Annotated in this window: 19 protein-coding genes; 14 read left to right on the top strand and 5 right to left on the bottom strand. The window is 33.1% G+C overall.

Annotated features, from left to right (window positions below):
• Positions 1 to 72 precede the first annotated feature (72 nt).
• A complete protein-coding gene (locus HM984_RS16060) occupies positions 73 to 606 on the top strand; it encodes an RNA polymerase sigma factor (RefSeq protein ID WP_020895378.1) in 534 nt (177 codons plus the stop codon).
• Between the two features lie 11 nt (positions 607 to 617).
• Positions 618 to 1,424 (top strand): anti-sigma factor, encoded by an 807-nt coding sequence (locus tag HM984_RS16055; protein ID WP_179349905.1) that lies wholly within the window; start codon positions 618 to 620, stop codon positions 1,422 to 1,424.
• Positions 1,425 to 1,496: 72 nt separating this feature from the next.
• Here HM984_RS16055 and aqpZ read toward each other — a convergent pair whose 3' ends face one another.
• Complete coding sequence (aqpZ, locus tag HM984_RS16050) at positions 1,497 to 2,183, bottom strand: aquaporin Z (RefSeq protein WP_218845066.1); 687 nt, start codon at positions 2,181 to 2,183, stop codon at positions 1,497 to 1,499.
• Between the two features lie 222 nt (positions 2,184 to 2,405).
• Between aqpZ and HM984_RS16045 the strand changes: the two genes are divergently transcribed.
• The 6 genes from HM984_RS16045 to HM984_RS16020 all read left to right on the top strand — a co-directional run bounded on the left by HM984_RS16045 (position 2,406) and on the right by HM984_RS16020 (position 8,563).
• Positions 2,406 to 2,609 (top strand): hypothetical protein, encoded by a 204-nt coding sequence (locus tag HM984_RS16045; protein ID WP_020895375.1) that lies wholly within the window; start codon positions 2,406 to 2,408, stop codon positions 2,607 to 2,609.
• 6 nt (positions 2,610 to 2,615) lie between these two features.
• Positions 2,616 to 3,728 carry a glycosyltransferase gene (locus HM984_RS16040; RefSeq protein WP_179349904.1) on the top strand — a complete coding sequence of 371 codons (1,113 nt, stop codon included), beginning with the start codon at positions 2,616 to 2,618 and terminating at the stop codon, positions 3,726 to 3,728.
• Complete coding sequence (locus tag HM984_RS16035) at positions 3,719 to 4,264, top strand: RNA polymerase sigma factor (protein ID WP_115807708.1); 546 nt, start codon at positions 3,719 to 3,721, stop codon at positions 4,262 to 4,264. The genes HM984_RS16040 and HM984_RS16035 overlap by 10 nt, the downstream gene beginning before the upstream one ends.
• 140 nt (positions 4,265 to 4,404) lie before the next feature.
• A complete protein-coding gene (gene lipA, locus HM984_RS16030; RefSeq protein ID WP_115807709.1) occupies positions 4,405 to 5,277 on the top strand; it encodes a lipoyl synthase in 873 nt (290 codons plus the stop codon).
• Entirely contained in the window at positions 5,277 to 6,272 is a 996-nt protein-coding gene (gene gap / locus HM984_RS16025; protein ID WP_179349903.1) for a type I glyceraldehyde-3-phosphate dehydrogenase, read from the top strand. Before lipA ends, gap begins: the two co-directional genes overlap by 1 nt.
• 50 nt (positions 6,273 to 6,322) lie before the next feature.
• Positions 6,323 to 8,563, top strand: coding sequence for an ATP-binding protein (locus tag HM984_RS16020; protein ID WP_179349902.1), 2,241 nt, complete (start codon positions 6,323 to 6,325; stop codon positions 8,561 to 8,563).
• On the opposite strand, the gene lpxK is transcribed toward HM984_RS16020, so the two are convergent.
• Positions 8,556 to 9,554 carry a tetraacyldisaccharide 4'-kinase gene (gene lpxK / locus HM984_RS16015; RefSeq protein ID WP_179349901.1) on the bottom strand — a complete coding sequence of 333 codons (999 nt, stop codon included), beginning with the start codon at positions 9,552 to 9,554 and terminating at the stop codon, positions 8,556 to 8,558. The genes HM984_RS16020 and lpxK overlap by 8 nt on opposite strands.
• Positions 9,555 to 9,682: 128 nt before the next feature.
• Here lpxK and HM984_RS16010 point away from each other — a divergent pair, with 128 nt between their 5' ends.
• The 3 genes from HM984_RS16010 to msrA all read left to right on the top strand — a co-directional run bounded on the left by HM984_RS16010 (position 9,683) and on the right by msrA (position 12,382).
• On the top strand, positions 9,683 to 10,777 hold the full coding sequence (locus tag HM984_RS16010; protein ID WP_179349900.1) for a Nif3-like dinuclear metal center hexameric protein: 1,095 nt from the start codon (positions 9,683 to 9,685) through the stop codon (positions 10,775 to 10,777).
• Between the two features lie 2 nt (positions 10,778 to 10,779).
• Positions 10,780 to 11,565, top strand: coding sequence for a zinc ribbon domain-containing protein (locus HM984_RS16005; protein ID WP_179349899.1), 786 nt, complete (start codon positions 10,780 to 10,782; stop codon positions 11,563 to 11,565).
• 154 nt (positions 11,566 to 11,719) lie between these two features.
• Complete coding sequence (msrA, locus tag HM984_RS16000; protein WP_115807715.1) at positions 11,720 to 12,382, top strand: peptide-methionine (S)-S-oxide reductase MsrA; 663 nt, start codon at positions 11,720 to 11,722, stop codon at positions 12,380 to 12,382.
• 59 nt (positions 12,383 to 12,441) lie between these two features.
• Here the strand turns inward: msrA and HM984_RS15995 are convergent, their stop codons facing one another.
• Positions 12,442 to 13,329, bottom strand: coding sequence for a carboxypeptidase-like regulatory domain-containing protein (locus tag HM984_RS15995; protein ID WP_179349898.1), 888 nt, complete (start codon positions 13,327 to 13,329; stop codon positions 12,442 to 12,444).
• Between the two features lie 157 nt (positions 13,330 to 13,486).
• Complete coding sequence (locus HM984_RS15990; protein WP_179349897.1) at positions 13,487 to 14,302, bottom strand: class I SAM-dependent methyltransferase; 816 nt, start codon at positions 14,300 to 14,302, stop codon at positions 13,487 to 13,489.
• A gap of 42 nt (positions 14,303 to 14,344) precedes the next feature.
• Here HM984_RS15990 and HM984_RS15985 point away from each other — a divergent pair, with 42 nt between their 5' ends.
• Entirely contained in the window at positions 14,345 to 15,034 is a 690-nt protein-coding gene (locus tag HM984_RS15985) for a hypothetical protein (RefSeq protein WP_179349896.1), read from the top strand.
• A gap of 171 nt (positions 15,035 to 15,205) precedes the next feature.
• On the opposite strand, the gene HM984_RS15980 is transcribed toward HM984_RS15985, so the two are convergent.
• Positions 15,206 to 16,594: a sensor histidine kinase gene (locus tag HM984_RS15980; protein WP_179349895.1), complete on the bottom strand. Its 1,389-nt coding sequence runs from the start codon at positions 16,592 to 16,594 to the stop codon at positions 15,206 to 15,208.
• 153 nt (positions 16,595 to 16,747) lie between these two features.
• Between HM984_RS15980 and kynU the strand changes: the two genes are divergently transcribed.
• Both kynU and HM984_RS15970 read left to right on the top strand, forming a co-directional pair.
• Complete coding sequence (gene kynU, locus HM984_RS15975) at positions 16,748 to 18,022, top strand: kynureninase (RefSeq protein WP_179349894.1); 1,275 nt, start codon at positions 16,748 to 16,750, stop codon at positions 18,020 to 18,022.
• 66 nt (positions 18,023 to 18,088) lie between these two features.
• A complete protein-coding gene (locus HM984_RS15970; protein ID WP_179349893.1) occupies positions 18,089 to 19,486 on the top strand; it encodes an FAD-dependent oxidoreductase in 1,398 nt (465 codons plus the stop codon).
• Positions 19,487 to 19,571: the final 85 nt, after the last annotated feature.

The following is a 19,571-nucleotide window of genomic DNA, read 5'->3' as shown; positions in this document are numbered from 1 at the left end:
TATTTAATTATATTTACGTTCAGAAAATTGATTTGGACGTTTAAAACATCTAAGACATAAGACTTTAACACTTTGAGTATAACACCTACAGAACAAACTATTATCGCCTATCTTCAAAAAGGAGATAAGCGCGCTTTGAATTTACTTTATGAAAACTATTCTAATAGTCTTTATGGTGTTATCTTAAAAATTACAATTAATGAAGAAGTTGCGCAAGATGCCTTGCAAGAAACCTTTATTAAAGTATGGAAAAATGCTTCAAAGTACGATCCTTCTAAAGCAAAACTATTTACTTGGTTGTTTCGTATTGCAAGGAATACAGCTATAGATAAACTACGAAGTTTTAATAATCGATTTCATAAGGAAGTCCAAATTGAAACATCTAACGTATATATCTTACCAACAACAAATTTTAATCAAGATGTCATGGACATCAAAGAACATGTTGGGAAACTAGAAGAAAAATATCAAATTGTGTTAGACGCCTTGTTTTTTCAGGGGATGACGCAACAAGAAGCAAGTGATGAATTAGACATTCCGCTTGGTACTATTAAATCTAGATTAAAAATAGGATTGCGAGAACTTAAAAAAGTCTATAATCCATAAATTATTTGATCATGGAAAACAAATTACACAACTTTTTAAATTCTAACCTACTTAATAAGTATTTGGTTGGAGACACTTCTTTGGAAGAATCTAAAGAAGTTGAACACTTTATTTCTACTTATCCAGAGGTCGCTCAAGCTTACGAAAAACTTCAAGATAATTTAGAAATTGTAACAAAAGCAGGAGCTGTTGAAGTTCCTACAAACATTTTAGGAAACATTTTAGAATCCTTAGAAAAAACTAATCAGACTAACGTAGAAGAAACTAAGGTAATTCCATTAGTACAAAAGCGAAAAACGGCTTGGTATAGTGTTGCAGCGAGTGCAGCAGCTATATTATTTGCAGCAACTTCGTTTATGCTTTATCAAAAAAACATACAACTAAATAGTGAAAACAATGTTGTTGTTGAAGAAATTTATGACCTAAGAAGTGATATTGAAAGCAACAACTCTAAATTAGACGAGCTATCTAGAGAATTATTAAAACTTAACAATCCAGATTCTAGAAAGTATGTTATTAATGGTAATGATCGTGCTAAAAACTTAAAAACAGTAGCGTACATTAATCCTGTTGAAAAAACATCTATGATTGATGTTATTACGTTACCGCAATTACCTAAAGAGCAGCAATACCAAATTTGGGCAGAGCTACAAGACCGAATGGTTAACTTAGGTATTTTAGACGAATCTGATCGTAAGTTGAAACAAATTCCATACATGGAAGATGCATTAGCTCTTAGTATTAAGATTGGCACTAAAGGAGATAATGCCAATGAAAACGACACTGAAGTGGCTGAAATTTCTTTAAAAGAAAATTAAATTTAGTTAATTAATCCAAAAAAGAGGCGCAATTAAAATTGCGCCTCTTTTTTTGTTCAAAATCGAAAAAGATTAGGCTTTCTCAAATAAGGTTTTGTGGATTAAACCACCAATAATAGCACCTACAATTGGAGCCACCCAAAATAACCAAACTTGCGATAAATAAGCGCCATCAGCAAATATAGCCTGACTTAATGATCTTGCAGGATTCACTGATGTATTTGTTATTGGGATACTTATTAAGTGAATTAACGTTAGAGCCAATCCAATAGCAATTGGAGCGAAACCCTTAGGAACTTTCAAACTTGTACTTCCTAAGATAACAATTAAAAAGAAAGCTGTTAAAACAACCTCTGCGACCAAAGCAGACATCATACTAAAGCCACCTGGCGACAACTCATCATAACCATTGGCAGCAAAACCACCTACTCCATCAAAACCAGTTTTACCCGACACTATTAGATATAAAACTCCAGCGGCAGCAATTGCCCCAACCACTTGGGCCATAACATAACCTAATACATCTTTAGCTTCAAACTTTCCTCCAGCCCAAAGACCTATTGAAACCGCAGGATTAAAATGACCTCCTGAAATGTGACCAACAGCAAAAGCCATTGTTAATACCGTAAGACCAAATGCTAAAGCAACACCTAGAAACCCGATGCCTAATTCAGGGAAGCCAGCAGCAAATATAGCACTACCACAACCACCAAATACAAGCCAAAATGTTCCGAAGAACTCAGCGAATAATTTTTTCATAATTCTTTGTTTAATTAGTTAGTAAAAAATATTTATTTAGTGATAAGACACTTATAGAACAAGTTAAGTCACACCCAAATAACTATAGAATAAATGTAAAAACATTATCTTTGCATTAAATTGAAACATTGAAGTGTAGCATCTTTAATTTCAGATTAAGAATCAAACTGAAATTGTTAAAGATGTTCCATCTGGAAATTAATAACTATTAGATCTCAACAGATGAAATTATTATTACTTACATTAGGATTATTAGCTTTAGCCGTAGCAGGAATCGCAATAAAAATATGGGCAAAAAAAGACGGTAAATTTGCGGGCACTTGTGCTAGCCAAAACCCAATGCTAAATAAAGATGGTGAAGCTTGTGGTTTTTGTGGAAAATCACCTGAGGAATATAAAGATTGTAGCGAACCTCAACATTCTTAGGCATTAATGACCATTCCCTCAATACTATGTTATGCATTTATTGCAGTTGTTAGTATTCAAGTTACATATTATCTTAGTTTTATTTTCGCTTTCAGCATCAAACGTGCCGAAACGCGACTCAAAAAACACATGCCAGTTTCGATTATAATCTGTGCAAAAAATGAAGCTAAAAATCTAAAAAAGAATATTCCCTTAATATTAAATCAAGAGTATTCAAATTTCGAAATTGTTTTAGTTAACGATAGTTCGTTTGACGACACATTAGAAATCATGAAGGCTTTTGAAGCTGAAAATAATAACATCAAGCTTGTTGATGTAAAAGTTAATGAGGCCTTTTGGGGAAATAAAAAATACGCATTGACTTTAGGCATAAAAGTCTCTAAACACGATTTCTTAGTATTTACGGATGCTGATTGTACACCGAACTCTAAAAAATGGTTAGAACAAATAAGCAGCAATTTTTCTAACGAGAAATCTATTGTTTTAGGTTATGGAGCTTATGCTAAAAAGAAGTTTTCATTCTTAAATAAACTGATAAGGTTCGAAACCGTAATGACTGCATTACAATATTTTTCATACGCTAGTATGGGATCACCTTATATGGGGGTGGGCCGTAATATGGCATATAGAAAAGACCTATTCTTTAATAATTGCGGGTTTAATAGTCATATGTCTCTTAAATCTGGTGATGATGATTTGTTTATTAATGAAGTCGCTAATACATCAAACACATCGCTTTGTTTCACAAAAGAAAGTTTCACTGTTTCGGAACCTAAAACAACGTTTAAAGCATGGATTCTTCAAAAAAGAAGACATATTAGTACGGCTAATTTTTATAAATTGAATCATAAAGTCTTATTAGGAGTATTCTATATGACTCAATTATTATTCTGGATTTTTGGAATTTCACTTTTAATCATAGGGTTTTCTTGGCCATTGATTGTATCATTAATCGGCTTACGCTTTGTAATTCAATGGTTATGTTTTGGATTTACAGCAAAAAAGTTTGAAGAAACAGATCTTATTATTCTTATGCCAATTTTAGAATTATTTCTTATTACTACACAATTAAGTATCTTTATAGCTAATATGATATCTAAGCCAAAACATTGGAAGTAAAAGAAGCCATAAACAAAGCCAAAGACAACAACCAAATTGCATTCAATTTTCTCCTAGACACGTATTGGAATGACGTTTATGCATTTCAACTAAAACGTACCTTAAATGAAAATGACGCTGAAGATATTACCATTCAGACCTTTTCTAAAGCTTTTGATAAGATTGACACTTATAATGACGATTACAAATTTAAAACTTGGCTTATAACGATTTCTAAGAATATTCATATTGATTTAGTTCGAAAACAGAAAAACACAATCAATAATACCTCTAAAGATAACGAAAATCACTATTTTGATATTATTGATAATTCGCCCACGCCAGAAGATAAGATTATAACAGAACAAAATCTTGCCAACCTTTTACGAGATATAAAAAAGCTAAAGCCCCATTATCAGGAAGTTATAAACTTAAGATATTTCAGAGAATTAAGTTATAAGGAGATTTCAGAAGAACTTAACGAACCTATTAATAACGTTAAGGTAAAACTTCTTAGGGCAAAAAAATTACTAGCTGCTATTATTACTAAAAGCTAAGACTCCCAACACATAAACACATTGAATAATTTACCGCTTTCAATCGCGATTAATTTGTCTTTCATATTTGCGTCTCTCGCTTTCAGAAGACTATTTTAATTATTTACTTTGTATCTTTGTTTCTTGAAATTTATAATGGCATGGAAACGAAAGTTGCTTCAAATATTTTACCACAACGAAAGCCTAAATGGTTAAGAGTAAAATTACCTACAGGTAAAAAATACACAGAACTTAGAACTTTAGTAGACAAGTATAAACTAAATACTATTTGTACCTCTGGAAGTTGCCCAAACATGGGAGAATGTTGGGGAGAAGGCACAGCTACCTTTATGATTTTAGGAAACGTGTGTACACGTTCTTGTGGCTTTTGTGGAGTAAAAACCGGACGACCAGAAACGGTTGATTGGGATGAACCAGAAAAAGTAGCCCGTTCTATAAAACTAATGCAAATTAAGCATGCGGTTTTAACAAGTGTAGATCGAGACGACCTTAAAGATATGGGAAGTATTATGTGGGGAGAAACGGTAAAAGCAGTACGCCGTATGAATCCGGACACCACGTTAGAAACACTTATCCCTGATTTTCAAGGCATAGAAAAACACATTGATCGTATTATAGATGTGGCTCCAGAAGTCGTTTCTCATAATATTGAAACTGTTAGACGTTTAACTCGAGAGGTTAGAATACAAGCAAAATACGACCGTAGTCTTGGGGTTCTAAAATATTTAAAATCACAAGGACAACGCAGAACTAAATCTGGTATTATGTTAGGTTTAGGAGAAGAGCGCGAAGAAGTAATTCAAACACTTCACGATCTCAGAGACCATGACGTTGATGTTGTTACGATTGGTCAATATTTACAACCAAGTAAAAAGCACTTACCTGTAAAACAATTTATTAATCCAGATCAATTTAAAGAGTATGAAGAAATTGGATTAGAATTAGGTTTTAGACATGTAGAAAGTAGCGCGTTAGTAAGATCTTCTTATAAAGCTCAAAAACATATTAATTAATGATTACTATCGCCATCAACGGTTTTGGCAGAATTGGTCGTCGTGTTTTTAGGCTTGCCATGGAGCATCCACAAATACAAGTCGTTGGTGTAAATGATTTGGCTGATACAAGAACCCTAAGTCATTTATTAAAATATGATAGTATTCATGGGGTTTTAAAAGCGCCAGTTTCATTTGATGACGAGCATATTATTGTAAATGGCATTTCAATTCCACTCTATAGAGAGTCGCATCCAGAAACGTTAGACTGGTCAAAAGTTCAACCTGACTTTGTTATAGAATCCACAGGGAAATTTAAAACAAAGGCAGAACTACAGCATCATATTACAAATGGAGCTAAACGTGTTATTTTATCGGTTCCTGCTCTTGAAGATGATATTAAAACAATTGTTTTAGGCGTAAACGACCATAGCATAGATGGCACAGAAACCATTTTATCTAATGCGTCTTGCACAACTAATAATGCTGCACCAATGATTTCCTTAATAAAGGAGCATTTGGGTATAAAGCAAGCCTATATAACGACAATACATTCTTACACTACAGATCAAAGTTTACACGATCAGCCTCATAAAGATTTAAGGCGCGCGCGAGCTGCGGGACAATCTATTGTGCCAACAACTACAGGAGCTGCAAAAGCTTTGACTAAAATTTTTCCAGAGTTATCCGATGTTATTGGAGGCTGTGGCATTAGAGTACCTGTTGCAAACGGTTCTCTGACCGATATAACCATAAATGTTAACAAACCTACGTCGATAAAAGAGGTTAACGAAATCTTTAAAAACGCGGCAAATAATAAGTTAAAAGGCATCTTAGAATACACTGAAGACCCTATTGTATCTATCGATATTGTTGGTAATCCGCACTCTTGTATCTTTGATGCACAGATGACTTCTGTAATAGGTAATATGGTAAAAATAGTAGGGTGGTATGATAATGAGACTGGTTATAGTTCAAGAATTCTGGATTTAATCTGCAATTTAACCGACAAATAATCACTTTTATCGAATAAATAATTATATTTGCTCAAATCAAACTGAGCTTAATGTCCCAGATTAAATACTACATATTTGTTTTTTTTACATGTTTTTGTAGTGTAATTTTCTCACAACAAGACGACGTAGAAGATGAAGACATACTCGTGTTACGACTTCAAAATCGTTTAGACCAAGCTACATTAGACAATGATCGCGGCAATTACTATAACGCTAAAGACAACTTAGACAAAGCATTAGCTATTGCAGAAAAAATTGATAACAAGTCTAGTCAAGGTAAAATTCACACCAAAATTGCTAAAGTCCAGTTTTTAGTTAACGAGAAAGACCAAGCTAATATTTCTATTAATAAAGCCATTCAACTTCAAAGAGATAACAATGATTATGGTAATCTTGCCATAACTTATAATATTAAAGGTGTTATCCATAGTACCGAAGAAGAGTATGAAAATGCATTAGAATATTTCATTTCCGCAAAAAATCTCTTTGAACAAGAAAATTTAGAAGAATACACTTCTGAAGTCACACTTAACGAAGCCAAGGTTTTCATCTTACTAAAACGTTACGAAGAAGCTAAAACTCAGCTTGAAAAAACGATAATTATAGCTAAAAAATACGATCAAAATCGTCGACTAAGTAGTGCATTAATTCAAAGCGGAAAAGTTTATTGCGCACTAAAAAATCCAAAAATGGCACTATCTCAAACCGAAGAAGGTTTAGCCATAGCACAATCACTAAAAAATATAGAGAATATAAATGAGGCTTATTTAACGCTAAGTGATATTCATGAAAAAAACGAGGATTACAAAAATTCTCATTACTATATTAAAAAGCACATTCATTTATCAGACTCAATATTAAACATTAAGCGAGAAAACTTAGTGCCAGGAATATCTGGTCAAAATATTAGTAATTATAATGATGCTAAAAACGCACAGCTAAAAGCACAAATTGATGAAGTAAAAGCGGATAGTGCATTTACCAGGATTACAACCATACTAAGTATTGCATTAATTACAATCTTATCATTATTAACATTATCATTATACAAAAACAATAACATAAGACTGAATACCAACACGATGCTTCATAAAAAAAATGATGAGCTTATTGTTGCAAAAGAAAAAGCAGAATTAGCCTCTAAAACGAAAGCTAATTTCTTGTCTACAGTTACCCATGAGTTACGTACACCATTGTATGCTGTAACAGGACTTACCAATATGTTATTGGATGAAGAACCTTTAGATCATCAAATTCCGCATTTGAAATCCTTAAAATTCTCAGGAGAATATCTATTAACGTTTATTAATGATATTCTTCAAATTAATAAAATTGAAGCCAATAAAGTTGAAATTGACCCTGAACATTTCAACCTTAAAAATAAATTAGAAAACGTAATCTCAGCACTTAGTAATTCAGCTAAAGATCAGGATACTCAAATTCATTTTGAGTACGAAAAGGGGTTGCCTGAAACATTTGTTGGTGACCAATTAAAGATTTCCCAAATCTTAATTAATCTACTTGGAAATGCTATTAAATTCACAAAAGATGGTGACATCTGGGTGAGAGCGTACAAAATTGATCTAAAAGACAATATATACAATCTTCGGTTCGAAATTGAAGATAATGGTATTGGTATTACAAAAGAAAAACAAGATCACATGTTTGAGAGTTTCTCTCAAGGCTCTGTGCAGATCAACAGAAAATATGGCGGAACTGGTTTAGGTTTATCTATTGTAAAAGGACTAATTCAGATTCTTAAAGGAAAAATCTACTTAAAAAGTGAGCTAGGTAAAGGCACAACATTCTTTTTTGAAATTCCTTTAGAATATGATAAAAATGCAGACAAACTCGAGGTAGTAGAAGTTATAAAAGTTAATAAGATGGAAGGATTGGATTTAAGTAACGTTAAGATTCTCATTGTAGAAGACAACAAAATCAATCAAATGATTACTAAAAAGATTCTAAATAAAATGAATCTATATTGTGATGTCGTTGATAATGGAGAAGCAGCAGTAGAAAAAGTTAAAGAAGTGACATACGATGTTGTTTTAATGGATATTCATATGCCAGGTATTAGCGGATTAGAAGCTACAAAAATCATTAGAACATTTGATAAAGAGCTTACCATATTTGCACTAACAGCTGTGACTTTAGAAGACAAAATGCACGAGTTTGGTGATGCTGGTTTTGATGATATTATTTCAAAACCATTTAAACAAGAAGATTTCGAAGACAAATTGCACGCAGCACTTTCTGGAGAAAAAATAATATCTAGCTTCTTTAGTTAACAAAACCTCTAACAGCAGCATTAAATTGCGCTGCTTTATCTATTTTTATTTCAATAGGTAAGTAATATAATTTTTCTTCCAAACTGCTATAACTACGTAATCGCACATAATCCTTTTCCGTTGTAATAATTAACCCTTTTGATTCTAAATTTGCGATATCAGACGCTCTAAAATCATAATGATCACTAAATTCTAGATGATCAAATTTCAAGCCTTTTTCAGCTAAAAAATCAACTAAAGGTTTCGCATTCGCTATTCCTGTGACCAATGTAAATTTAGGCAGTTTACTTAACTCTTTAGAATCTAATTCTGATAGCACTTCTGAGGCATAATCCACATAACTAAAAAACAACTGTTGGTGGTTTTTAATATTTAACTTCGAAGCAATGATCTCCTTCTCTGTTTCCGAAATATCCTTTCTACATTTAGTAACTACAATTAAATCTGCTCGTTTAGCACCAGATCTTGGCTCTCTTAAATTACCTGTTGGCAAAACGATATCTTTGTAATAAAGATTATTATATGCCGTTAAAAGGATATTAAAACCTGCTTTTACTTTTCTATGTTGAAAAGCATCATCTAACAATATAACTTCGGGTTTCGGATTTAAGTATCTAAGTTTAGAAATACCATCTTGTCTGTCTGCATCAACTGCAACAGTAATACCACTAAATTTTCTATAAAACTGAAAAGGCTCGTCACCAATAGTATCTGCACTAGCGTTGTCATTTGCTAAAACAAAGCCTTCTGTTTTACGTTTATAACCTCTACTTAATGTAGCTAGTGAATTGTCGTCTTTTAAAAGTCGAATTAAATACTCAATCATTGGAGTTTTACCTGTTCCACCCGTACTGAGGTTTCCCACGCAAATCACCGGAAAGTCATAAGATTTAGACGATTTATAACCAACATTAAACAACCAATTTCGTAACCAAGTGATTAGATAATAAAACGGTACAATAGGAAACAATATGATGCGGATAAACTTCATGTGTTTTTATTTATAGCATATTTTTGCCACATGGAACATCACAATAACCATAGTGTTTTAAAGGCAAAATAGAGGATTGATGTTTCACGACGACTAAATTATATTATTTTTGAAACAAATATACACTTATGATCATACAAGACGTAATTAATCACTTGCACAACTTAGCTCCGTTAGCTTATGCCGAAGATTTTGATAACGTAGGACTTCTTGTTGGAGATAAAAATGAAAACGTTTCTGGTATTCTTGTTACATTAGATACGCTCGAAGCAGTCGTAGATGAGGCCATTGAAAACAATTGCAATCTTATAGTAAGCTTCCATCCTATTATATTTTCGGGTTTAAAAAAACTAACTGGTCAAACGTATGTAGAACGCGTCGTCATAAAAGCTATTCAACATAATATCGCCATATTTTCTATTCATACCGCACTAGACAATGCACTTCAAGGCGTTAATTCAATTATATGCGATCGATTAGGATTAACAAACAAAAAAATCTTAATTCCGCAATCGGGCACTATAAAAAAACTACAAACCTATGTCCCAAAAGCAAATGCAGAGGCTTTAAGAACTGCTTTATTTAATGTTGGGGCTGGAAGTATTGGCAATTACGAATCGTGCAGTTTTAATATTGAAGGAGAAGGCACATATTTAGGAAATGAAAATTCTAATCCTGTTATTGGAAAAAAAGGTGAGTTACATACAGAAAAGGAAATGGCAATTTCAGTAACATTCAAAAAACATTTAGAATCCAAAGTATTAAAAACGCTTTTTGAAGTACATCCCTATGAAGAGGTTGCTTATGAGGTTACAACCTTAGAAAACACCAATCAACATATAGGTGTTGGCATGGTTGGAGAGCTAAAAAATGCTATGGAAACCGAAGATTGTCTAAATTTTATAAAAAACAAAATGAATACGGAATGTATAAGACATTCAAAATCTTTAAATAAACCTATAAAGCGCATTGCTGTTTTAGGCGGTTCTGGCAGTTTTGCTATTTCGGCAGCAAAAGCGGCCAATGCTGATCTTTTAATCACGGCAGACCTTAAATACCATGATTTTTTTAGTGCAGAAAACACAATTGTATTGGCCGATATTGGACATTATGAAAGCGAGCAGTTCACAAAATCATTTTTAGTAGACTATCTCTCGAAAAAAATCACTAATTTTGCAATCATTTTATCAAAGACAAATACAAATCCGATAAAGTATCTATAATTATGGCAAAAAAAGCTGAAGTTTCTGTTGAAGAGCGGTTAAGAGCACTATATGATTTACAATTAATTGACTCTAGAGTAGACGAAATAAGAAATGTCAGAGGAGAACTTCCTTTAGAAGTTAGAGATTTAGAAGACGAGGTTGAAGGACTTAACTTAAGAATGGAAAAGCTAAATGATAGCCTAACTATTATTGATGATGAGATTAAATCTAAGAAAAACTTAATCGAAGAAGCTAAGACTTTAATTAAAAAATATAGTGAGCAGCAGAAAAATGTTAGAAATAACAGAGAATACAACTCACTGACTAAAGAAATTGAATTTCAGGAATTAGAGATTCAATTAGCTGAAAAGCACATTAAAGAATTTAAAGTTCAGATAGAGCAGAAAAAAGAAGTTATTTCTGAAACTAAAGATCGTTTAAAAGACCGTACTGCGCATTTAAAGCACAAAAAAGGAGAGCTTAATGAAATTTTGAAGGAAACTGAAAAAGAAGAAGACGCACTGAATAGTAAGTCTGAAGACTTTAAGAAGAAGATTGACGAGCGTTTAGTTAATGCTTACCAAAGAATTAGAAACAACGTTAAAAATGGTTTAGCTGTTGTTGCTATTGAACGTGGTGCATCTGGAGGTTCTTTCTTTACAATTCCTCCACAAGTACAAGTAGAAATTGCTTCTCGTAAGAAAGTAATTACTGATGAGCATAGTGGACGTATCTTAGTTGATGCTGCATTAGCTGAAGAAGAGAAAATAAAAATGAATAAATTATTTGCTAAACTTAGCAAGTAAACATTCACTACATAAAATACCTAAGCCTTTGCAATCGCAAAGGCTTTTCTTGTTTAAACAGGTCTAATCATTTTTCTTTTAATATAATTTTAAAACTATTATATTTAAGGAAATGTAACTTTATACGACTACTTAAATAAAGAAAAATTAAAATATGAAAAAGTTACTAAGCATTTTAGCGATTACCATACTGTTCAGTTGTCACAATCAAGCACAGACAAACTCTAAACAAAAAGCAGTCATCGATGCAGAACCTGTAGTTGTACCACTAAAAGATGGAAAAGCAAAAGCCTATTTTGCGAGTGGGTGTTTTTGGTGTGTTGAAGCCGTTTATGAAAGCGTAAAAGGTGTTGAAGAATCCATATCTGGCTATGCTGGCGGACATACAAAAAACCCAACTTACGAAGCGAGTAATACTGGTAGAACCGGACACGCAGAAGCTGTAGAAATTATTTATGATCCTGAAGTGGTAAGTTTTGCAACTTTAGTTGATGTCTATTTTGGATCACAAGACCCAACACAAGCTAATGGACAAGGACCAGATCATGGTTCTCAATATCGTTCTATTATATTTTATCAAAATGATGAACAAAAGAAAATCATAGAAGATAAAAAAGCGGCTTTAGCAAAAGAATTAGATGCTACGATAGCAGCCGAGGTTTATCCGTTTCAAAAATTTTGGATTGCTGAAGATTATCACCAAAATTATGAACGCTTACATCCTAATCAAGGTTATATAAGAAACGTATCTATTCCGAGGTTAAATAAATTTAAAGCTAAGTTTCCTGAGTTGCTTAAAGACGGTGGAAAGCATTAATGCTAAAAAGACCTGTCAGGTTTTGAAAACCTGACAGGTCTTAAAATATTTTAAAAATCCTATTCCAAAATATACTCAACCTCAACACCTATCATTGGATTTAAAACTCCCACTTTAGTGCGTTTAGGATTTTTATACTCAATAGATCCGTCTCTCCAACCTGAGTTATGATAATTAGACCACGTCTGTAACGTCTTATCCTCTGTAAATGTATACCTGTACATGGGACCAAAATAAGCGTACTTTTTTACTGTTCCATGTGTATTAACCATTTCTATACCGACACATATTCCATTTTTAGGAAACAGAATACCAAAACCTTCAACATTAACCCATAATCTGTATTTTTTATTTTTAGGTTGAACGTATATATTTTCATTATACATTAATTCCCCTGGTGCATTTGCAATAGAATCAAACTGATAAAATTTCACATTAAAAGTGGCAATATATTCGGCATCATTTCTCTTTTTTAGGTTGATATAAACCCCATTTACTTTTCCTGTTTTGTTTTTAGGATTATCAATTAAAACTGCGGTTTCATATCCAATTAAAGACGTCACACTCTGATTGCCCTCGCGCTGCTCCCCTAAAATTTCCTTTTTACCATATTTTAATTTTTTACTAGAAATAAGAACCTCATCTAAACCTTCTGTTTTAGGCGCTAGCAAAACGTTATAAATTAAATGATCTTTAAACAAATTGACGGGTATAAATTGAGACTCATACCCTATTGTTGAAACTTTTAAAGTATCCGTGTCAATATTTTTGATAGGCAACTTAAAACTTCCAAATTCATCTGAGTATGTGCCTTTCCCATTCTTTAATACGATATTTGCGTATGTTATGACTTCACCTGATAAAGCGTCTTTTACAATACCTTTAAGTGATTGGGAATTACAAAAATTTACCGTTATTAAAAAGAATATGAGTTTTAATGTTTTCAAAATTGATTTGATTGATTTTAAAATTAGAATAGACCTGCTAGATTAGTCAAACCTGCTAGGCCTTCAATGTTTCATTAATGCATTTAGTTTACTAAAGCAGACCTACAAGGTTTTGAAAACCTTGCAGGTCAAACTCAGAGCACACGATTTTTCCCTTTTAGGAATTAAAAGGCTTCTTTTTGGTAGCCTTAATTTCAAAAATCATAGGAAATAATTGATTTTTCATCTTATACATCCCAGATTCCGTTTTTATTAAATCTGGAAATACATCATAGGGACTTTCATCATGCTCTTTAAGATAATCAATTTGCAATCCTGCTTCAATAAGTGAATTAACAACTTCGCTTAAGCCATGATTCCAACCATACTCTTTACTTACCATTTTTGAATCTTGGTTAGCATAAGTCCCTTCATATTCGTCATAAATCACTTCGTCTTGACTGTAATGATATGTCATTTTTGGTTGCCCATCTACATAATCAAACATCCATGCAATAGGATGAAATTCTACAATGTAAAATGTTCCACCAACCTTTAAGCGTTCAGCAATCATTTTAGCCCAAGGTTTTAAATCTGGCAACCAACCAATAGTTCCGTAACTCGTAAATACAATATCAAACGTCTCAGAAATATGTTTAGAGGTCTCTAAAACATTACAGCACACAAATTCTGCATCGAGTTGTAATTCGGTGTTTAATTCCTTTGCCAATTTCACACCTTCATCACTCAAATCTACACCTGTACACTTTGCTCCCATCCGACTCCAACTCAACGTATCTTGACCAAAATGACATTGCAAATGCAACACTGATTTCCCTTTTACATTTCCTAAAGCGTTCAACTCATAAGACATCAATGACGATTTTCCCTTTTTAAAAGCATCGATATTATACATTTCACTTTGAGCATGGATGGCTACTTTTTTGTTCCAAGTGGCTTTATTAACTTCAAAATAATTAGCGTTGTCATTCATGGTTGATTAATTTAGCGTGTAATTTACTATATCTTTTTTAATATGAAATCATTATATCTAGGTCTCATCTGTCTGCTACTTGTTTCTAGCTGCAAATCTGAGCCAAAACAAACAAGCTTAAAAGTCGAGACAAAAGAATTATCAATAGCTGAAAAAATTGCAAACGCCCATGGTTTTGAACAATGGAAAAATGTGTCTGAAGTCAAATTCACCTTTCAAGTAGATACCGATACTAGAAATGGAAAAGGAAGATCTTGGTCTTGGTATCCTAAAACGGACGAAGTGCTTTTTGAATCTTTATATGGAGAAAAAAGATATTCAAGAAGTGATATGGATAGTACACAAATGGCCAATGACAGAGGTTTTATTAATGATAAATTCTGGCTTTTGGTTCCTTTTCAATTGGTATGGGATACCTCTGCTACAATTTCTGAACCAACAAAAGCACAAGCTCCAATTAGCAAGGCAGAATTAAACAGGATAACACTTACCTATTCTGATGAAGGCGGTTACACGCCAGGCGATGCTTATGATATTTTTTATGATGAGCAATTCATTATAAGAGAGTGGGTTTACAGAAAAGGAAATTCAGCAGAACCATCGTTAACTACAACTTTTGAAAACTACAAAGATTACAACGGTATTAAAATAGCGACAGATCATAAGCAAGAAGGTGGCAACTGGAATTTGTATTTCACTGATATCAGTATTACTTTGGATGATCAGAAATAAGACTGTACTTTTGCTACCTATAATGTAAGATTCGTGTTCTAAGTTTTAACTTAAAATGCATAGCTTACATTTTCCGCCTTAGGGCGCCTATATATATTTAAAGCACTTCAATTTTTATATTGAAGTGCTTTTTTTTCAGCAGAATACTTATAAAATCATTAATTAAGCAGGCTAAGTGTTTTTCATATCCATAGCTATAGAAAAACTGAAGGCAGTGCCTACACTGATTTCACTCTCCAGCATTAAATCTCCTCCCAGCATCTCAACATATGCTTTTGATATAGAAAGTCCAATACCAGAACCATGAAGCGCTTGTTTATTAGCAACATCAACCTGATAAAAAGGAATAAAAATAGTTTCTATTTTATCTGCTGGAATACCAACACCTGTATCTTTTACGTAAAAATTCAATTGAGAAGTATTACGATCTAAACTACAACTAAGTAAAATACTATCTCCTTTTGACGTATACTTCAACGCATTTTCAATTAAATGATTTAATACAGCAGTAAGCTTTTCGTTATCCGAATTTATTTGAAGATCTTTTTCGGAAATGAAGTTAGTTAAAGTAAACTGAACCTTTTTTAATTCCGCTATCGGCAAAAACGCTTTATAAATAGCCTCTATACTGGCGTTAACCTTAAACAACGATGTTTTAACTGTCATAAGTCCGGTTTCAATTTTAGATATATTTAAAATATCTGTAATAACATCTAACAACTCATTACCACTACCTTCAATTACCTTAACATATTCTTGGTACTCATCATCGTCTTCATGGTATCCTTTTAGAAGTTCAGCACTACCTAAAATGCCATACATTGGTGTTCTAATCTCATGACTCATATTGGTCAAAAACGCAGATTTTAACTGATCAGATTGCTCTGCGCGCTCTTTTGCAATAACCACATTTTTATGTTTCTCAAGAAGCTCTTCTTGTAAATCATTCTCCTTTAACAACGCATTGTGCAGACGATCTATTAAAAACGAAACTGAAAGAACAGTAAGTAAACCAAAAAGCACATTATTAATAAAAACCACAAACAATACCTCTATTGGAGACTCTGTAAAAAACCGAATATCTATCCACTTAGCATAATCAATGAATAATACAATCCCATAAAATATTGCAGATACTATAACAGAATTAACACCAGCTTTTTTTCCACTATAAAGTGTTATTAAAACACTTAGCATAAAGAGTAAAATTGTGCCACTACCATTAAGCCCTAAATCAATAATTAAAGCAAAAGACAACACAAATAAATTGACAGAAAATATAGTTTTCTTTGTGGTGAAACGCATGCGTTTGTTAAAAACCAAAAACAACATAACTAAAACAGCTACGGTATCTATAACAAAAACAAACCATTTATCTAACACAACAGCCATACCTGCACTTGGGATATAAGACAATAAGCTTAAAGCAAGTGTTAATATTAAAATTGAAACAAACAATTTATCTCTAAGATATGATAAATCATCTGTTTCTTTTTCATTAGAAAAACCGCTATACTTAATATACCATTGGCGATAGGACAACCAAAGTTTTTTTAGCATATACAAAATAATTGTTGACTCTAAATTTAGCCAAAAAAAGATGCACAAAACTATTTAATTCTTTTTAATTCCCTAGTACTTTCTACATTAATCGATTACCTGAAATATCATATAATTATGCTATTTTTGTTACAAACCGAAAAACCTTTCAAATTGTCCAACTACCAACTAGGTCTTGACTACGCAAAAAAACAAGACGCCTTAGACGAATTATCCCAGTATAGAACACAATTTCATATCCCAAAAGACAAACACGGAAATGAACTTATTTACCTTTGTGGCAACTCTTTAGGTCTCCAGCCAAAATCAACAAAGTCTTATATCAATCAAGAATTAGAAGATTGGGCAAACCTTGGTGTAGAAGGTCATACTGACGCTAAAAATCCTTGGTTACCTTATCATGAATTTTTAGCTGAAGCAACAGCAAAACTGGTTGGAGCAAAACCAATTGAAGTGGTCACCATGAACTCTTTAACGGCTAATTTGCATTTTATGATGGCGTCTTTTTACAAACCAACTAAGGAACGTTATAAAATTCTCATAGAAAGTGATGCCTTTCCTTCTGATAAATATGCTGTAGAATCGCAATTAAGACATCATGGCTATGATGACAAAGAAGGTTTAATTCTCTGGAAACCAAGAGAAGGTGAAGAATTACTAAATTATGAAGATTTAGAAGCTATACTAAAAACACACGGTAACGAGATTGCACTGATAATGATTGGTGGTGTCAATTATTACACGGGTCAGTTTTTCGACTTTAAACGTATTACAAGCCTTGGTCACAGTTATGGTTGTAAAGTCGGATTTGATTGTGCACATGGTGCAGGAAACGTTAATTTAGACTTACATAATTCTGGAGCCGATTTTGCCGTTTGGTGTACTTACAAATACATGAATTCTGGACCAGGAAGTTTGTCGGGATGTTTCGTCCATGAGCGACATGCTTACGACAAAGACCTCAACCGATTTACAGGTTGGTGGAGCCACAACAAAGACACACGTTTTAATATGCGACATGAATTTGATGTGTTACCTGGTGCCGAAGGCTGGCAATTGAGCAATCCTCCAATTTTATCAATGGCTGCGATTAAAGCGTCTTTAGATATGTTTAATGAAGTTGGTATTGATAAGATCATTAAAAAATCAAAAAAACTAACGGGTTATTTCGACTATTTACTGAAAGACTTAGGAGAAGACACCATAAGAATTATCACACCAGAAAATCCTGATGAGCGTGGTTGCCAACTCTCCATTCAAGTTTTAAAGGCTGATAAATCATTACACGATAAATTAACCGAAGCCGGAGTCATTAGCGATTGGAGAGAACCAGATGTTATAAGATGCGCACCTGTACCACTGTATAATTCATTTGAAGATGTTTATTTGATGGTTGAAAAAATGAAAGTTATTTTGAATAAAAACTAAATGTCACCTCGAACGCAGTCGAGAGGTCAAATTAGGTCTCGACTGCGCTCGACCAGACAGAATACTATGAAGAAACAAGAAAACATACTAATCATCGGGGCAGGACTTTGCGGAAGCCTATTAGCATTAAGACTAGGGCAAAGAGGCTATAACGTCACTGTGTACGAAATGCGTCCAGATCTAAGAACCACAGACATATCTGCCGGTCGCTCCATCAATTTAGCATTTTCGGATCGTGGAAACAAAGCCATGAAACTCGTTGGTATTGAAGATAAAGTGAAAGCATTATGTATTCCTATGAATGGCAGAATGATTCACGATAAAGAAGGCAATACGTTTTTATCTAATTACAGCGGAAGAGATTATAAATATATCAATTCAATTTCTAGAGGTGAACTCAACGGTTTACTTTTAACTGAAGCCGAAAAGCACGACAATGTCACCATTCATTTCAACAAGAAATGTAACTCTGTAGATTTCGAAAAAACCACAGCCTTATTTCAAGATTACAATTCTAAAGAAGAGTTTATTGAAGATGCAGATTGTATTATCGCCACAGATGGAGCTGGCTCAGCATTACGAAAAAGCTATTATTTAAGTAATAAATTCCTATTCAGTTTTTCCCAAGAGTATTTAAGTCACGGTTATAAGGAATTAACCTTTTTACCAAAAGAAGATGGTGGTTACAAAACCTATAAAAACGCGTTACACATTTGGCCAAGAAGTAGCTTTATGCTTATTGCTTTACCAAATTTAGACGGTAGCTTTACAGTCACTTTATTTTTAAGTTACAACGAAGGCGAATACAATTTTAATAATTTAACCACACCAGAAATCGTCACAGAATTCTTCCAAAAAGAATTCCCAGATGCTTTAGAAATCATGCCTAATTTGGTAGATGATTTTTTCGAAAATCCAACAGCCGCTTTAGGAACCGTAAAATGTTCCCCTTGGCATTATAAAGGCAACACCTTATTAATGGGGGATTCAGCACATGCCATTGTGCCATTTTATGGTCAAGGCATGAATGCCTCATTTGAAGATGTGGTTGAATTTGATAAAGTACTAGACCAAAATCTTGACAATTGGGAAGCTACATTTGAAGCTTACGAGAAAAACAGAAAGAAAGATACAGATGCCATTGCCGATTTAGCTATTGACAATTTCCATGAAATGAAAGGTCATGTTGCGAATCCAATATTTCAAGAAAAACGAAAAATTGAAATGGCTTTAGAAAAAGAATTCCCAAATCAATATTCATCAAAATATAGTTTGATTACCTTTAATGAAAACATTGGTTACAGACAAGCGATGTTAAGAGGTAGAGCTCAAGACAAGGCTATTTTGAACATGTTGACGGATAAAATTATGTCATCAGAAGATGATTTAAAAGACATTTTAGAAAAAGTAAACGTAGAAACGGAAGCGATTTTAGAAGATGATCGGATTGCGGGATTGCATTAGCAGTTAGCTGTTAGCTGTTAGCTGTTAGCTGTTAGCTGTTAGCTGTTAGCTGTTAGCTGTTAGCTGTTAGCTGTTAGCTGTTAGC

The organism is Winogradskyella pacifica (assembly GCF_013403915.1).
In the GTDB taxonomy this organism is placed as follows: Bacteria; Bacteroidota; Bacteroidia; order Flavobacteriales; family Flavobacteriaceae; genus Winogradskyella; species Winogradskyella pacifica.
Note: the sequence above shows the minus strand (reverse complement) of the source record. Positions and strands in the feature narration are given on the sequence as shown.

What these genes read in the sequence shown, in the direction of transcription:
- HM984_RS16055 (WP_179349905.1), top strand. Translation starts at nt 618, where the DNA reads ATGGAAAACAAATTACACAACTTTTTAAATTCTAACCTACTTAATAAG.
- aqpZ (WP_218845066.1), bottom strand. Translation starts at nt 2,183, where the DNA reads ATGAAAAAATTATTCGCTGAGTTCTTCGGAACATTTTGGCTTGTATTT.
- HM984_RS16045 (WP_020895375.1), top strand. Translation starts at nt 2,406, where the DNA reads ATGAAATTATTATTACTTACATTAGGATTATTAGCTTTAGCCGTAGCA.
- HM984_RS16040 (WP_179349904.1), top strand. Translation starts at nt 2,616, where the DNA reads ATGACCATTCCCTCAATACTATGTTATGCATTTATTGCAGTTGTTAGT.
- lipA (WP_115807709.1), top strand. Translation starts at nt 4,405, where the DNA reads ATGGAAACGAAAGTTGCTTCAAATATTTTACCACAACGAAAGCCTAAA.
- gap (WP_179349903.1), top strand. Translation starts at nt 5,277, where the DNA reads ATGATTACTATCGCCATCAACGGTTTTGGCAGAATTGGTCGTCGTGTT.
- HM984_RS16020 (WP_179349902.1), top strand. Translation starts at nt 6,323, where the DNA reads ATGTCCCAGATTAAATACTACATATTTGTTTTTTTTACATGTTTTTGT.
- lpxK (WP_179349901.1), bottom strand. Translation starts at nt 9,554, where the DNA reads ATGAAGTTTATCCGCATCATATTGTTTCCTATTGTACCGTTTTATTAT.
- HM984_RS16010 (WP_179349900.1), top strand. Translation starts at nt 9,683, where the DNA reads ATGATCATACAAGACGTAATTAATCACTTGCACAACTTAGCTCCGTTA.
- HM984_RS16005 (WP_179349899.1), top strand. Translation starts at nt 10,780, where the DNA reads ATGGCAAAAAAAGCTGAAGTTTCTGTTGAAGAGCGGTTAAGAGCACTA.
- msrA (WP_115807715.1), top strand. Translation starts at nt 11,720, where the DNA reads ATGAAAAAGTTACTAAGCATTTTAGCGATTACCATACTGTTCAGTTGT.
- HM984_RS15990 (WP_179349897.1), bottom strand. Translation starts at nt 14,302, where the DNA reads ATGAATGACAACGCTAATTATTTTGAAGTTAATAAAGCCACTTGGAAC.
- HM984_RS15985 (WP_179349896.1), top strand. Translation starts at nt 14,345, where the DNA reads ATGAAATCATTATATCTAGGTCTCATCTGTCTGCTACTTGTTTCTAGC.
- HM984_RS15980 (WP_179349895.1), bottom strand. Translation starts at nt 16,594, where the DNA reads ATGCTAAAAAAACTTTGGTTGTCCTATCGCCAATGGTATATTAAGTAT.
- HM984_RS15970 (WP_179349893.1), top strand. Translation starts at nt 18,089, where the DNA reads ATGAAGAAACAAGAAAACATACTAATCATCGGGGCAGGACTTTGCGGA.